Raw genomic sequence first — 14,256 nt, 5'->3', positions numbered from 1 at the left:
CACCGGTGGTCGAACTGCGCGAGGTCACCAAGACCTACCCCGGCGGCGTCACCGCGCTGGACCGGGTGTCGGTCACCGTGCGGGCGGGCGAGCTCGTCGCGATCGCCGGGCCGTCCGGCTCCGGCAAGTCCACGATGCTGCACCTGCTCGGCACGCTCGACCGGCCGAGCGCCGGCACCGTGCTCGTCGAGGGCCGGGACGCGTCCGCGATGAGCGACCGCCGCCTGTCCGCGCTGCGGGCGAGCCGCATCGGGTTCGTCTTCCAGCACTTCCACCTCGCGGCCGGGGTCGCCGCGCTCGACAACGTCGCCGACGGCCTGCTGTACGGGGGCGTGCCGCTCGCGCAGCGGCGCCGGCGGGCCCGTCTCGCGCTGGAGCGCGTCGGCCTCGGGCACCGCCTCGACCACCGGCCGCACCAGCTGTCCGGCGGCGAGCGGCAGCGGGTCGCGATCGCCCGCGCCGTCGTCGGCGAACCGGCGATCCTGCTCGCGGACGAGCCGACCGGCGCGCTGGACTCGGCGTCCGGCGCCGGCGTCCTCGGCCTGCTGCGCGAGCTGGCCGGCGGCGGCACCGCCGTCGTCGTCATCACCCACGACCGCGACATCGCCGCGTCGCTGCCCCGGCAGGTGCGGATGCGCGACGGGCGGATCGTCCGCGACGACGCCGGACTGGAGGCCGCTCGATGACCCCCGCCGCACCGCCCCGCCGAGGCGGCGACGCCCCGGCCCGCCTCAGCCCGCCCGACGTCCTGCGCGTCGGCGCCGCCGGGCTCCGCGCCCGCCCGCTGCGCGTGTTCCTGTCGGCCCTCGGGATCGCGATCGGCATCGCCGCCATGATCGCCGTGGTCGGCATCTCCACGTCCAGCCGCGCCCAGCTCCAGGCCACCCTGGACCGGCTCGGCACGAACCTGCTGACCGTGGCGCCCGGCAAGGACCTGTTCGGCGACAACAGCGAGCTGCCCGAGGAGTCCACCGGCATGGTCGGGCGGATGCCCGACGTCGAGTCGGCGTCCGCCACCGGCAAGCTGGAGGACACCGACGTCTACCGCAACGACCACATCCCCGAAGGCCAGACCGGCGGCATCTCGGTGCTCGCCGCCCGGCTGGACCTGCCCCGCACCATCGGCCTCACCATGGCCGCCGGAACCTGGCTCAACGCCGGCACGGCCCGCTACCCCGCGGTCGTCATCGGCTCGGACGCGGCGCAGGCGCTCGGCGTCTCCACGCCCGGCGTCCAGGTCTGGCTCGGCGCGCAGTGGTTCACCGTCGTCGGGATCCTGAACCCGAACCAGCTCGCGCCGGAACTGGACAGCGCCGCCCTCGTCGGCTGGGACGCCGCCGCGACCCACCTCGGCTTCGACGGCCATCCCACCACCGTCTACGCCCGCGCCCGCAAGGACGCGGTGGAGAAGGCGCAGAACCTGCTCGCCGCGACCGCCAACCCGCAGTCGCCCACCGAGGTCGAGGTCAGCCGCCCCTCCGACGCGCTGGCCGCGCAGAACGCCGCGAACGCGACGTTCACCGCGCTGCTGCTCGGCCTCGGCGGCGTCGCGCTCCTGGTCGGCGGCGTCGGCGTCGCCAACACCATGGTGATCTCCGTGCTGGAGCGCCGCGCCGAGATCGGGCTGCGCCGCTCGCTCGGCGCGACCCGCGGCCAGGTCCGGCTCCAGTTCCTCACCGAGTCGCAGATGCTCGCGGGGCTCGGCGGCGTCGGCGGCGTCGCCCTCGGCACCGCCGTCACCGCGGTGTTCGCGGTCGTGCAGGGCTGGCCGACGGTCGTCCCGCTCTGGGCGATGGCGGGGGGCGTCCTCGCCACCCTCCTCATCGGCGCCGTCGCCGGCCTCTACCCGGCGATCCGCGCCGCCCGCCTCCCCCCGACCGAGGCCCTGGGGGCCGTTTGATCCAGGGGGGACGACCCCCCTGGAACCCCCCGTCACGACCGAGGGGCTGTTTCGCCGCTCCGCTGGAGCTCCGCGGCGAAACAGCCCCTCGGTCGGCGGGCGTGCCCGCTGCGCTCGCTGGCGCTCGCTCCGCGTGCCCGCCCGTGCCAGCCCAGAGGGCGACCCCTGGAATCCCCGTCACGACGGATGGGCCGTTTCACGCTCCGCTGGAGCTCCGCGTGAAACGGCCCGTCCGTCGCTGGGCGTGCCCGTGTGGCTTTTACCTCACGCCGTAGAGGTGTTCCAGGGCCAGCTGGTCGAGGCGTTCGAAGGCGGCGCCGCGGGTGGCGAGGGCCTCGATGTCGGGGGACGCGTCGCGGACGGAGCGCCAGTCCTCGCCGTCGGCGAGGGTCGGGACCGCCAGCTCGTCGAGCTTCGCGTCGCGCAGAGCCTCCTGGACCTCGGGGTCGGCGCGGAAGGCGCGGGCCTTCTCGCGCAGGATCAGCCAGTTGCGCATGCAGGCCCGCGCCGACTCCCAGACGCCCTCGTCGTCCTCGGTGCGCGGCGGCTTGAAGTCGAAGTGGACCGGGCCGCTGTAGTCGCTGTTCTCGATGAGGTCGACGACCCAGAACGCGCCGCGCGCGTTGCCCGCGCCGAAGCGCAGGTCCTGGTCGTAGCGGGGGCCGTGCTGGCCGTTCAGGTCGATGTGGAACAGCTTGCCCTGCCACAGCGCCTGCGCGAGGCCGTGCGCGTAGTTGAGGCCGGCCATCTCCTCGTGCCCGACCTCGGGGTTGAGGCCGACGTTCTCGGACCGCTCCAGGGTCTGGATGAAGGCGAGGGCGTGGCCGATGGTGGGGAGCAGGATGTCGCCGCGCGGCTCGTTCGGCTTCGGCTCGATGGCGAAGCGCAGGTCGTAGCCCTGGTCGGCGACGTAGTCGCCGAGGACGTCGAACGCCTCCTTGTAACGGTCCAGGGCGGCGCGGACGTCCTTCGCGGCGCCCGACTCGGCGCCCTCGCGGCCGCCCCAGCACACGTAGGTCTTCGCGCCCAGCTCGGCGGCGAGGTCGAGGTTGTCCATGACCTTGCGCAGCGCGAACCGGCGGACGTCGCGGTCGTTGGCGGTGAACGCGCCGTCCTTGAAGACCGGGTGGGAGAACAGGTTGGTCGTCGCGGTGGTGACGACCAGGCCCGTCTCGTCCAGGGCCTTCTTGAACGCGTCGATCCTCTCCTGGCGCTCGGCGGGCGAGGCGTCGAAGTCGAACACGTCGTTGTCGTGGAAGTTGACGCCGTAGGCGCCGATCTCCGCGAGCTTCCGGACGGCGCGGTCGGCGGGCATCGGCGGCCGGGTGCCGGGGCCGAACACGTCGACGCCCTGCCAGCCGACCGTCCAGATGCCGAACGAGAACCGGTCTTCCGGGACGGGCGTGTAGTCGCTCATGGGTCTCCTTGTCAGATCTGCGGGGCGGAGTCGCGCAGCGCGGCGTAGCGCGCGCGGACCGGCTCCGCGTCCGCCGCGCGGTCGGTGGTGTGCTCGGTGGCGGGCGGCGCGGGCCAGCGCGGCGGCTCCGGCGTGCCCGCGAGCGCCCAGGCCGCCTGGCGGGCGGCGCCGAGCGCGACGTATTCGGCGGGCTCCGGGACGGTGACCGGCGTACCCAGGATCGCGGGGGCCAGTGCCCGGACGGCCTCCGAGCGCGCGCCGCCGCCGATGAGCAGGGTGCGGCGGGGCGCCACGCCCTGGGCCGCGAGATGGCCGACGGCGTCGGCGAGGGAGCACAGCAGCGCCTCGACCGCGGCCCGCGCGACGTTCTCGCGGGTGGCGTTGGACGTGGTGAGGCCGGCGAGCACCCCGGTGGCGTCGGGACGGTCGGGGGTGCGCTCGCCGTCGAGGTAGGGCAGCAGCGTCAGGCCGCCCGCGCCCGGCTCGGCGGCGAGCGCGAGCGCCGACAGCTCCGCCAGGCTCGCGCCGGTCATGGACGCGGCGGCCGACAGGATCCGGGCGGCGTTCAGCGTGCAGACGAGGGGCAGGAACCGGCCGGTCGCGTCGGCGAACCCGGCGACCAGGCCGGACGGGTCGGCGGCGGGGGCGCCGGCGACCGCGAACGCCGTCCCGGACGTGCCGATCGACACCACGACGTCGCCGGGCTCCAGCCCGAGGCCGAGCGCGGCGCCCATGTTGTCGCCGGTGCCGGGGCCGAGCGCCGCGCCCCAGGAGGTCTCGCCGACCGCCTCGCCGGGGGCGGCGACGCGCGGCGGCTCGGCGTCGCGGCCGAGCGCGGCACGCAGCAGGTCGGGCAGGTAGGCGCCGGCGGCGGGGGACCAGTAGCCGGTGCCGGACGCGTCGCCCCGGTCGGTGACCGGTTCGCTCGCGCCGAGCCGCCAGGTCAGCCAGTCGTGCGGGAGCATCACCCGCTCGGTGCGGCGCGCGTTCTCGGGCTCGTGCTCGGCCATCCAGCGCAGCTTGCCGACGGTGAACGAGGCGAGCGGCACGCTGCCGGTCCGCTCCGCCCACGCCTTCGGCCCGCCGTGCTCGGCGACCAGCGCGCGCGCCTGCGGCGCGGAGCGGGTGTCGTTCCACAGCAGCGCGGGCCGCACGACCTCGCCGGCGCCGTCGACCGCGACCATGCCGTGCTGCTGCGCGGCGACGGCGACCGCGTCGGCCCGCTCCAGCAGCTCGCGGACCCGCGCCAGCGCGTCCCACCAGTGCCGGGGATGGCATTCGGTGCCGTCCGGGTGGGGCGCCGACGCCTGCGCGACGACGGTGCCGTCCCCGGCGCGGCAGAGCACGACCTTCGTCGACTGCGTCGACGAATCGACGCCCGCCACCAGGGTCTCGGCCATGCGCCCTCTTTCGTAAAGAGTTTGGACTAATTAACGTAGCAGATGACATCGCCCCTGCCCAGGCACCCGATTGAATTAGGGTTGGTTCATGACGAAGTCCGGGAACGCCCCCGTCCGGCACGCGACGATGCGCGGGCGCAACCTCGCGGTCGTGCTGGAGCACATCGCCCGGCACCAGCCCGTCACCCGGGCCAGGCTCGCCGAGCTGACCGGCTTCACCAAGACCACCGTCTCCAACCTCGTCGGCCTGCTGGAGGGGGCGGGCCTCGTCCGCGACGGCGCGCCCGTGCACGAGGGGGAGCGCGGCCGGCCCGGCGTCGGCGTGTCGATCGCCGGGGACGGCGCCGCCGGGCTCGGCCTGGAGGTGAACGTCGACTACCTCGCCGCCTGCGTCCTCGACCTCGGCAAGCAGGTCCGGTACCGGCACGTGGTCAGCGCCGACAACCGCGGCCGGCCGCCCGCCGACGTCCTCGCCGCGCTGTCGGCGCTCGCCGCGGAGGCCGTCGCCGCCGTCGCGGGCCAGGGCCTCGCGGTCGCCGGCGCCGCCGTCGCGCTGCCCGGCCTGCTCGACCGCGAGCACGGCGTCGTCCGGCACGCCCCGAACCTCGGCTGGGCGGACGTCCCGGTCGCCGTGCCGACCGGCCCGGCGCCGCTGCCCGCCGAGTACGACAACGAGGCGAACCTCGCCGCGCTCGGCGAGCTGTGGTTCGGGGGCGGCGCGCGGCTCGGCGACTTCGTGCACGTCTCCGGCGAGATCGGGATCGGCGCCGGCATCGTCGTCGACGGCCGGGTCTTCCGCGGCGCGCACGGCTTCGCCGGCGAGCTCGGCCACCTGGTCGCCGACCCGTCCGGCCCGCCCTGCTCGTGCGGCGGGCGCGGCTGCCTGGAGCAGATCGCCGGTCAGGAGGCGATGCTGCGCGCCGCCGGGATCCCGCAGGCGAGGACGGTCACCGGCCCGGACGGCTCGGTCAACGCGCTCCTCGACCGGCTGAACGGCGGCGACGCCGCCGCGCTCGCCGCGGTGGACCGCGCGGGCCGCGCGCTCGGCGGCGCGCTCGCCTCCGTCGTCAACCTCGTCGACCCGGACGCGATCGTCCTCGGCGGGGTCTTCTCGCCGCTGGCCGCGTGGATCCGGCCGCCGCTCGAAGGGGTCCTCGCCGCCGGGACGGGGTCGCTGCGCCGCGGCGTCCCGCCGGTGGAGGTGTCCGGCCTGGCCGAGGGCGCCGCCGTCCTCGGCGCCGCCGGCCTCGTCATCGAGCGCGTCATCGCCGACCCCGCCCGCCTCCTCTAGAGCGGGACGTACTCGAACCAGTCGAAGTCGGCGTGGTTCCCGCCGGGCCGGCCGTTGGAGGTGGCGTAGAGGCCGACGAGGACGCCCGTGAAGCCCCCGGCGACCTGGCTGGTCAGGAAGTCGCCGTCGATCGGGTCGCCCAGCGGCTCCCAATGCCCCGGACGCGGGGAGTAGGACGCCCGGTACCAGCGGCCGTGGGCCTCGAAGCCGAGCCCGACGACCCCCGGCGGGGCCGGCGCCTCGGCCAGGACGGTCGTGACGCCCTGCTCCCGCTTGGCCAGCCGCAGCCCCCGGTCCGTAGCGGCCAGCACCACGTGGAAGTCGTTGTTCTGCATGAGCGCGAGCCCCGCCTCCTCGTCGTCGCCGGGCGCGAAGTCGAGGGCGGTGAAGGCGGCGAACTCCGGGTGCCGCTGCCGCCGCCCGACGAAGGACGGGTTGGCGACGTCGGCGAGGCCCTCCGGGCGGAGCCGCAGCCGCAGCCGGCCGGGACGGTCGGTCAGGCTCCACCACCGCTCGCGAGGCGTCCGCAGCATGGTCCAGGACGGGTCGAGCTCCGGCCCGTCGAACTGGTCGCACGCCGGGACGGCGGGCCACGGATGCTCCGGCAGCGACGGCGCGGGGCACTCCGCCTCGACCCGGCCGCCGGCGACCGGCCAGCCGTCCTCCCAGGTGACCGGGGTGAGGAAGGTCTCGCGGCCGAGGGCGCACCGGTCGCCGTGGTGCGGGCGCATGGCGAGCAGGACCATCCACCACTCGCCGTCCGGCGTCTCCACGAGATCGGCGTGCCCCGCCCCGACGATCGGGTGGCCGGCGCCGAGGTCGCGGTGGGTGAGGATCGGGTTGCGGGGGTTCCCCTCGTAGGGGCCGGTGACGCGGTCGGCCCGCGCGATCACCACCGCGTGGTCCATCGCCGTGCCGCCCTCGGCCGTCAGCAGGTAGTACTCGCCGCCGATGCGGTAGAGGTGGGAGCCCTCCGACCAGACCGCGCCCTTCAGGGCTCCGTCCCAGATCACATGCTCCTCGCCGACGAGGGCCAGCGACCGCGGGTCGAACTCGCGCAGCCAGATCTCGGTGTGCCCCTCGTACCGCCCGGTCGGCCGGGTCCCGGTGCACCAGGCGCGGCCGTCGTCGTCGAAGAACAGGGACGGGTCGATGCCGTCCCCCTCCAGCCGCACCGGGTCCGACCACGGCCCGGACGGGTCGGCGGCCGTCATCACGAAATGGCCCGACCATTCCGGGCCGTCCACGAGGGTGCAGACGAGGTAGAAGGTGCCGTCGTGGTGCCGCAGCGTGGGCGCGTACAGCCCGCCGGACGCGGGGACGCCGTCCAGCGGGAGCTGCTCCGGCCGGTCGAGGGCGTGCCCGACCGGCCGCCAGTGCACCAGGTCGCGGCTGTGGTGCACCGGCAGGCCGGGGAACCACTCGAACGTCGACGTCACGAGGTAGAAGTCGTCGCCCACGCGGCAGACCGACGGGTCCGGGTGGCAGCCCGGCAGCACGGGGTTGCGGAACCGCCTCACAGCCGCGTCACCTTCACCGGGACGGTCAGGACGCGGTCCCGGCCGGGCTCGCGGACCGGGCCTTCCAGCGTGAACGAGCCGCGCAGCGGCAGGTCGGCGCTGGAACCCCCGACCGCCACCTCGATCACTCCCGGTTCGACGATGCGGCGCAGGTCCGCGCCGGTGAAGGAGGTCCGGTCGGCGTGCACCTCGAACGCGACGCGGGCCGCCTCGCCCGGCTCCAGCCGGACCCGGGCGAACCCGGCGAGCCAGCGCGCCGGCCGCACCACCGACGCGACCGGGTCCGACAGGTACAGCTGGACGACCTCGGTGCCCGCGCGGCCCCCGGTGTTGCGGACGACCGCGCTGACCGTGACCGTGCCGTCGGTGGTGGTGCGCTCCTCGGTCCTCAGGTCCTCGTAGCCGAAGGACGTCCAGGTCAGGCCGTAGCCGAACGGATAGAGCGGGACGGGGTCGACCACGCTCCAGTCGTGCCCGCCGTCCATCAGCGACCGCAGGTAGGTGACCGGCGGGCCGGAGGCGCGGCGCGGCACGCTGATCGGCATCCGCCCGGACGGCTCGGCCCGTCCGGCGAGGACCGCCGCCACCGCCCGGCCGCCCTCCTCGCCGGGGAAGAAGGCCTGCACGACGGCGGCGGCCCGGTCGGCGACGGACTCGAGCGCGTAGGGGCGCCCGCTGAGCATGACGATCACGGTGGGCGTGCCGGTGTCCAGGACGGCGGAGGCCAGCTCGGCCTGCCGTCCCGGCAGCGCGAGCGTCTCGGTGTCGCAGCCCTCTCCGGACGTGCCCCGGCCGAAGAGCCCCGCCCGGTCGCCGAGCGCGAGCACGCACACCTCGGCGTCCCGCGCCGCCGCGACGGCCTTCTCGATGTCGGCGTCGTCGGCGACGAACACGTCGTCCGTCGCGGCCACCCGGACTCCGGGCAGCTCGGCGGCCAGCGCGTCCGCCAGCGTCGGGACGTCCACGCCGAGCCGCAGGTCCGGATGCTCGCGGCCGACGTGGCTGGGGAAGGTGTAGCAGCCCAGCATCCCGAAGGGGTCGTCGGCGAGCGGGCCGGTCAGCGCCACGCCGGAGCCGGAGCGCAGCGGCAGGGCGCCGTCGTTGGCCAGCAGGACGACCGACTCCTCCGCCAGCCGCCGCGCCAGCGCCCGGTGCTCGGGGGGATCGAGGTCGAGCGGCGCGCGGTCGTCGTCCGCGGGCAGCGGGTCCAGCAGGCCGAGTTCGGCCTTCAGGGCCAGGACGCGGCCGGCGGCGCGGTCGAGCAGTTCCTCGGGCACCTCGCCCTGCCTGACCCGGTCGATCAGCGGCGCGCCGTAGCACCGGACGGTCGGCAGTTCCATGTCGACGCCGGCCTGCAGCGCGAGCACGCCGGCCTCGGCCCGCGACCCGGCCACCCGGTGCCGGCTCTGCAGGAACGAGATGCCGAAGTAGTCGGCGACGACGACGCCCGCGAAGCCCAGCTCCTCGCGCAGCAGCCCCGTCAGCAGGCGCTCGTCGGCGGCGGCGGGCATCCCGTCGACGTCGGTGTAGGAGTGCATGACCGCGCGGGCGCCGCCGTCGCGCAGCGCCATCACGAACGGCTCCAGCACCACGTCGGCGAACTCGCGCGGTCCGATCGGCGTCGGCGCCATGTTCCGCCCGGCGCGGGACGCCGAGTAGCCGGCGAAGTGCTTCAGCGTCGTGACGATGCCCGATCCCTCCAGGGCGCTCACGTAGGCCGTGCCGAGGACCCCGACGAGATACGGGTCCTCGCCGATGCACTCCTCCGTGCGGCCCCAGCGGGCGTCGCGGACGACGTCCAGGACGGGTGCGAGGCCCTGGTGGACGCCGGCCGCCCGCATGCTCGCCCCGATCGCGGACGCCATCTCGGCCACCAGCTCCGGGTCGAAGGTCGCGCCCCAGGCGGGTGGGCTGGGGAACACGGTGGCGCCCCACGTCATGAAGCCGTTGAGGCACTCCTCGTGCGCGATCGCCGCGATGCCGAACCGGTTCCCGGCGGCGACGCGGTCCTGCAGCTCGCGGAGCCGGGCGGCGCCCTCGGCCGCCGGCACCGGCAGGGTGCCGAACACGCGGGTGAGCTGGCCGAGGCCGTAGGGCAGCACCTCGTCCAGGCTCGGGACGTCCTCGTCGAAGTCGTCCTCCATCGGCGCCACCTGCGCGCCCGGCTCGGCGGGCATCACCCAGAAGCCGGCGAGCTGCCCGGCCTTCTCCTCCGGCGTCATCCGGGCCAGCAGGCCGGCGACCCGCTCGTCCGCGGGGGAGAGCGGGGCCGGGGGCTGCGGACGCGGGGGCGGCGGGGCGGTGGACCCGCGGACGCGTAGATCGGTGGCCAGTTCCACGCGCGGCGTCAGCGGCGGGCGGCCGTCCAGCAGCTGGAGGAGGGTGCGGGCGGCGACGCGGCCCATCTCCTCCAGCGGCTGCCGGACGGTGGTCAGCGGCGGCGACAGCCACTCGCAGGTCGGCAGGTCGTCGAAGCCGACGACGCTGAGGTCCTCGGGGATGCGCAGGCCGGCGAGCCGGGCCGCCTGGTAGGCGCCCATGGCCTGCTCGTCGCTGCCGGCGAAGATCGCGGTCGGCGGGTCGGGCAGCTCCAGCAGCTCGCGGGTGCGGGCGAAGCCGCCGCGGTGGTGGAAGTCGCCGTACCGGACGAGATCCCGGTCGACCTCGATCCCGGCGCGCTCCAGGGCCGTCCGGTAGCCGTCCACGCGGGCCTGCGTGCACAGCATGTCGGCGGGCCCGCCGATCATCCCGATGCGGCGGTGGCCGAGGCCGATGAGGTGCTCGGTGGCGGCCAGGCCGCCGGCCCAGTTGGTGGCGCCGACGCTGGCGATGTCGGTGTCCGGCAGGTTCACCGGGTCGACCAGCACCAGCCCGACACCCGCCTTCTCCAGCTGCGCGCGCTGGCGGTGCGTCATCCGGGAGGTCACGAGGATCACGCCGTCGCTGTGGTGCAGCGCGGGCAGGTTCTGCCAGCTCGGCGGACGCGCGTCGTCCTCGCGGACGAGCGAGACCACGACGCCGGTGCCCTGCTCGGCGCACTCGGCCTCGACGCCGCGCAGGATCTCCACCGCCCACGGGCTGTCCAGCCCGGCGAGCACCAGGTCGATCAGCCCGGACCGGCGGGCGCGCCGGGCGACGCCGCCGGGACCCGGGTAGTTGTGGGTGCGCAGCAGCGCCTCCACCCGCTCGCGGGTCGCGGCGGCCACGTCGGTGCGGCCGTTGAGGACCTTGGACACCGTGGCGGGGGAGACCCCCGCCTCGGCGGCGATGACGGCCAGGGTCGGCCGGGACGGCGGCTCCGGCATTTCGTCGGTGGTGCGCACGGGCACGCTTCTCTCCTCCCCGAGGAAACGATTGCGAACAGTATCGCAATCTTTCGCGCTCTCCTAGTCCCGAGATTCGAGTTCATCCGCCATGCGCGGCGTGGTCAAGTGTGTGCCGGATGCGGCGAAGTGCCCTCAGGGCCTTGACCGAAAGGGAACGCGTTCTTAGAGTTCCACGGCAACGGAGCCTCGAAGAGTTTCGAAATGTTTCGAGCGGATCGCCGTCCGCTCCGGCCGCCGCCCACCCCATCCAGGAGACCACCATGGGCATCCCCCACCTGTCGCGCCGCTCGTTCCTGACCGCAGTCTCCGCAGGGGCGGCCGCGGTCACCGCCGCGCCGCTGCTCGCCGCCTGCGGCGACGGCGGCTCCGGTTCGGACGGCAAGGTCACGATCGAATGGATGGACATCGCCACCACCGAGCCGTCCAAGACGATCTATCCGAAGATCGCCAAGGCGTACGAGGCCGCGCACCCGAACGTCAGGATCAAGCTCACCAACCTGGAGAACGAGGCGTTCAAGTCGAAGATGACGGCGCTCACCGCCTCCGGGAAGGTGCCCGACATCTTCGTGACCTGGGGCGGCGGCGTGCTCAAGCAGCAGATCGACGCCGGCCTCGTCAAGGACCTCACCTCGTCCGCGTCCAGCCTGCTGAACACCGTCACCCCGGTGTCGCTGAAGCCGTACCAGTTCGACGGGAAGACCTACGCCGTCCCGTACGACATGGGCATGGTCGGGTTCTGGTACAACAAGCGGCACTTCGAGAAGGCCGGCATCAAGGCGCCGCCGAAGACCTGGGCGGAGTTCCTCGACGACGTCCGCAAGCTCAAGGGCGCCGGCATCACCCCCATCGCGCTCGGCGGCAAGGACAAGTGGCCCGGCATGTACTACTGGGCCTACCTCGCGATGCGCATCGGCGGCCTGACCGCGATGCAGCAGGCCGCCAAGACCAACGACTTCACCGGGCCCGCGTTCATCGGCGCCGGGCAGCACCTCAAGGAACTCGTCGACCTGCAGCCCTTCCAGCCCGGCTTCCAGAACGCCGGGTTCGACAGCCCCGGCGGCGAGGCCGCCACCGTCGGCGCGGGCAAGGCCTCCATGGAACTGATGGGGCAGTGGGCCCCGGCGGTGGAGAAGGACGCCTCCGGCAAGGGCATCGCCGACGACGAGGGCTGGTTCCCGTTCCCGGCCGTCGACGGCGGGCAGGGCGCCCTCACCGACGTATTCGGCGGCGGAAACGGCCACGCCCTCGGCAAGGACGCGCCCAAGGAGGCGATCGACTTCCTCGCCTTCCTCATCAACACCGAGAACGAGCACGAGCTCGTCTCCTCCGGCGCCTTCATGCCGGTCGTGAAGGGCGCCGAGAGCGCGCTCGCCGACCAAGGCCGCAAGCAGGTCGCCGAGGCGCTCGGCGCCTCCACCGGGTTCCAGCTCTACCTCGACCAGGCTTTCCCGCCCGCCGTCGGGCAGCAGGTCAACGACAGCGTCGCCGCGCTCATCGGCGGCAAGGCGACGCCCGAGCAGGTCGCGCAGCAGGTCACCAAGGCGGCCAAGAGCCAATGACCGAACCGCTGACGCTGCCCGCCGCGGCCGGCGACCGGCGGCGTACCGCCCGGGCCCCGCGCGAGCGGGGCTCCCGGGCGCCGCTCAGCCGGCGGCTGCGCGGCTGGGCGTCCGCCACCTGGTTCCTGGTGCCGGCCCTGCTGCTGTTCTTCCTGTTCGTGCTGATCCCGATCGCCGTCGCCCTCTACACGAGCCTCTTCAAGTGGGGCGGCTTCGGCCGCCCGGAGGACTTCGTCGGCCTGGACAACTACCGCAAGCTGTCCGGCGACCCGGTCTTCCGCGGCGACCTGTGGCGCGGCCTGCTCATCGTCGTGCTGTCGCTGGTCGTCCAGCTGCCGATCGCGCTCGGCACCGCCGTGCTGCTGAACCAGCGGATGCGGGGACGCGCGGTGTACCGGGCGGTCTTCTTCGCGCCCTACATCCTGTCCGAGGTGATCGCCGGCGTGCTGTTCGGCATCATCTTCCTGCCCGGCAGCGGGCTCGCCGACGAGCTGGTCAGCGGCCTTCCGCTGGTCAGCGGCCTCGCCGGAAAGTGGTTCTCCGATCCCGGCACCGCGCTGCCCACCCTGTTCGCCGTCATGACCTGGAAGTACTTCGGCTTCCACATGATGATCTACCTCGCCGGGCTGCAGGGCGTCCCGGCGGAGGTGCTGGAGGCGGCCGCCATCGACGGGGCCGGGCCGTGGCGCCGGTTCCGCTCGGTCACGCTGCCGCTGCTCGCGCCGACCCTGCGGATCAGCGTGTTCCTGTCCGTCATCGGCTCGATCCAGCTGTTCGACCTGGTGTGGGTCACCACGACGGGCGGGCCGACCAATTCCACGGAGACGATGGCCGTCACCATGTTCCAGTTCGGATTCAAGCGCTACCAGATGGGCTACGCGAGCGCGATCAGCGTGGCGATGTTCCTCATCAGCATGGTCTTCTCGCTGCTGTACCAGCGGTACGCGCTGCGCCGCGACCTGCAGGGCGCGGTCACCTCGGCGGGAGGCCGGCGATGAGGGCGGCGGCCGTCCGGGGCGCGTCCCGCCACGTGCTGGTGTGGGTGCTCGGCTCCTTCGTCGTCGTCCCGCTCCTGTACGCCGTCGTGTCCGGCTTCAAGACCACCGGCGACCTCACCACGGACCCCGCCGGGCTCCCGCACCCGTGGAAGGTGTCGAACTACACCGGCATCCTGTCGTCGGACACCTTCTGGCGGCAGATCGGCAACAGCGTGCTGATCGCGGTCGCCACCACGCTGATCACCGTGGCGGCCGCCGCCCTGGCGGCGTTCGCGTTCGCCCGCTACGCCTTCCGCGGCCGCGAGTTCTTCTTCACGCTGTTCGCGGCGGGCCTGATGTTCCCGCCCGCGGTGGCGGTGCTGCCGCTGTTCGTCCTGCTGCGCTCGTTCGGGCTGCTCGACAACCCGCTGGGGGTGATCCTGCCGCAGGCCGCGTTCGCGCTGCCGATGACGCTCATCATCCTGCGGTCCTTCTTCCGGACGATCCCCGCCGAGCTGGAGGAGGCCGCCGTCATGGACGGCTGCGGCCGGTTCGGGTTCTTCTGGCGGATCCTGCTGCCGATGGCGCGGCCCGCGCTCGGCACCGTGTCGGTCCTCGCCATCGTGACGAGCTGGAACAACTTCCTCCTGCCGCTGCTCGTGCTGGGGGGCCAGAAATGGCAGACGATCCCCGTCGGCATCCAGCAGTTCCAGGGGCAGTACGCGACGAACTACGCGCTCGTCATCGCCTACATCGTGCTGGCGATGATCCCCGCGATCGCGTTCTACTCCCTCGCCGAGCGCCAGCTGATCGGCGGCCTGACCGCCGGCGCGACGAAGGGGTGACGGCACGCCCCCGGCGTCGCG

Annotated in this window: 10 protein-coding genes; 6 read left to right on the top strand and 4 right to left on the bottom strand. The window is 74.2% G+C overall.

Annotated features, from left to right (window positions below):
* Nucleotides 1–5 precede the first annotated feature (5 nt).
* Complete coding sequence (locus amrb99_RS08445) at nt 6–686, top strand: ATP-binding cassette domain-containing protein (protein WP_190854475.1); 681 nt, start codon at nt 6–8, stop codon at nt 684–686.
* Nucleotides 683–1,900 carry an ABC transporter permease gene (locus amrb99_RS08440; RefSeq protein ID WP_190854325.1) on the top strand — a complete coding sequence of 406 codons (1,218 nt, stop codon included), beginning with the start codon at nt 683–685 and terminating at the stop codon, nt 1,898–1,900. Before amrb99_RS08445 ends, amrb99_RS08440 begins: the two co-directional genes overlap by 4 nt.
* 259 nt (nt 1,901–2,159) lie before the next feature.
* Here the strand turns inward: amrb99_RS08440 and xylA are convergent, their stop codons facing one another.
* A complete protein-coding gene (gene xylA, locus amrb99_RS08435; RefSeq protein ID WP_190854322.1) occupies nt 2,160–3,317 on the bottom strand; it encodes a xylose isomerase in 1,158 nt (385 codons plus the stop codon).
* 11 nt (nt 3,318–3,328) lie between these two features.
* Nucleotides 3,329–4,717, bottom strand: a complete 1,389-nt coding sequence (gene xylB, locus amrb99_RS08430; protein ID WP_190854319.1) for a xylulokinase — start codon at nt 4,715–4,717, stop codon at nt 3,329–3,331.
* 88 nt (nt 4,718–4,805) lie between these two features.
* On the opposite strand from xylB, the gene amrb99_RS08425 reads away from it, so the two are divergent.
* Nucleotides 4,806–6,008 carry an ROK family transcriptional regulator gene (locus amrb99_RS08425; protein ID WP_190854317.1) on the top strand — a complete coding sequence of 401 codons (1,203 nt, stop codon included), beginning with the start codon at nt 4,806–4,808 and terminating at the stop codon, nt 6,006–6,008.
* Here the strand turns inward: amrb99_RS08425 and amrb99_RS53015 are convergent.
* On the bottom strand, nt 6,005–7,528 hold the full coding sequence (locus amrb99_RS53015) for a family 43 glycosylhydrolase (protein ID WP_190854315.1): 1,524 nt from the start codon (nt 7,526–7,528) through the stop codon (nt 6,005–6,007). The genes amrb99_RS08425 and amrb99_RS53015 overlap by 4 nt on opposite strands.
* Nucleotides 7,525–10,857 carry a glycoside hydrolase family 3 N-terminal domain-containing protein gene (locus tag amrb99_RS08415; RefSeq protein WP_190854308.1) on the bottom strand — a complete coding sequence of 1,111 codons (3,333 nt, stop codon included), beginning with the start codon at nt 10,855–10,857 and terminating at the stop codon, nt 7,525–7,527. Before amrb99_RS08415 ends, amrb99_RS53015 begins: the two co-directional genes overlap by 4 nt.
* A gap of 257 nt (nt 10,858–11,114) precedes the next feature.
* On the opposite strand from amrb99_RS08415, the gene amrb99_RS08410 reads away from it, so the two are divergent.
* Genes amrb99_RS08410 through amrb99_RS08400 form a run of 3 tightly spaced genes read left to right on the top strand, consistent with a single transcriptional unit; the run spans nt 11,115 to nt 14,235 of the window.
* Nucleotides 11,115–12,413: an extracellular solute-binding protein gene (locus tag amrb99_RS08410; RefSeq protein ID WP_190854299.1), complete on the top strand. Its 1,299-nt coding sequence runs from the start codon at nt 11,115–11,117 to the stop codon at nt 12,411–12,413.
* Nucleotides 12,410–13,411, top strand: a complete 1,002-nt coding sequence (locus tag amrb99_RS08405) for a sugar ABC transporter permease (RefSeq protein WP_190854293.1) — start codon at nt 12,410–12,412, stop codon at nt 13,409–13,411. The genes amrb99_RS08410 and amrb99_RS08405 overlap by 4 nt, the downstream gene beginning before the upstream one ends.
* A complete protein-coding gene (locus amrb99_RS08400) occupies nt 13,408–14,235 on the top strand; it encodes a carbohydrate ABC transporter permease (RefSeq protein WP_190854290.1) in 828 nt (275 codons plus the stop codon). Before amrb99_RS08405 ends, amrb99_RS08400 begins: the two co-directional genes overlap by 4 nt.
* Nucleotides 14,236–14,256 lie beyond the last annotated feature (21 nt).

The sequence above is a fragment of the Actinomadura sp. RB99 genome, assembly GCF_014706005.1.
Classification (GTDB): Bacteria; Actinomycetota; Actinomycetes; order Streptosporangiales; family Streptosporangiaceae; genus Spirillospora.
Note: the sequence above shows the minus strand (reverse complement) of the source record. Positions and strands in the feature narration are given on the sequence as shown.

Coding starts and splice junctions, on each gene's coding strand:
- amrb99_RS08410 (WP_190854299.1), top strand. CDS start 11,115: ATGGGCATCCCCCACCTGTCGCGCCGCTCGTTCCTGACCGCAGTCTCC.
- xylB (WP_190854319.1), bottom strand. CDS start 4,717: ATGGCCGAGACCCTGGTGGCGGGCGTCGATTCGTCGACGCAGTCGACG.
- amrb99_RS08405 (WP_190854293.1), top strand. CDS start 12,410: ATGACCGAACCGCTGACGCTGCCCGCCGCGGCCGGCGACCGGCGGCGT.
- amrb99_RS08400 (WP_190854290.1), top strand. CDS start 13,408: ATGAGGGCGGCGGCCGTCCGGGGCGCGTCCCGCCACGTGCTGGTGTGG.
- amrb99_RS08425 (WP_190854317.1), top strand. CDS start 4,806: ATGACGAAGTCCGGGAACGCCCCCGTCCGGCACGCGACGATGCGCGGG.
- amrb99_RS08440 (WP_190854325.1), top strand. CDS start 683: ATGACCCCCGCCGCACCGCCCCGCCGAGGCGGCGACGCCCCGGCCCGC.
- xylA (WP_190854322.1), bottom strand. CDS start 3,317: ATGAGCGACTACACGCCCGTCCCGGAAGACCGGTTCTCGTTCGGCATC.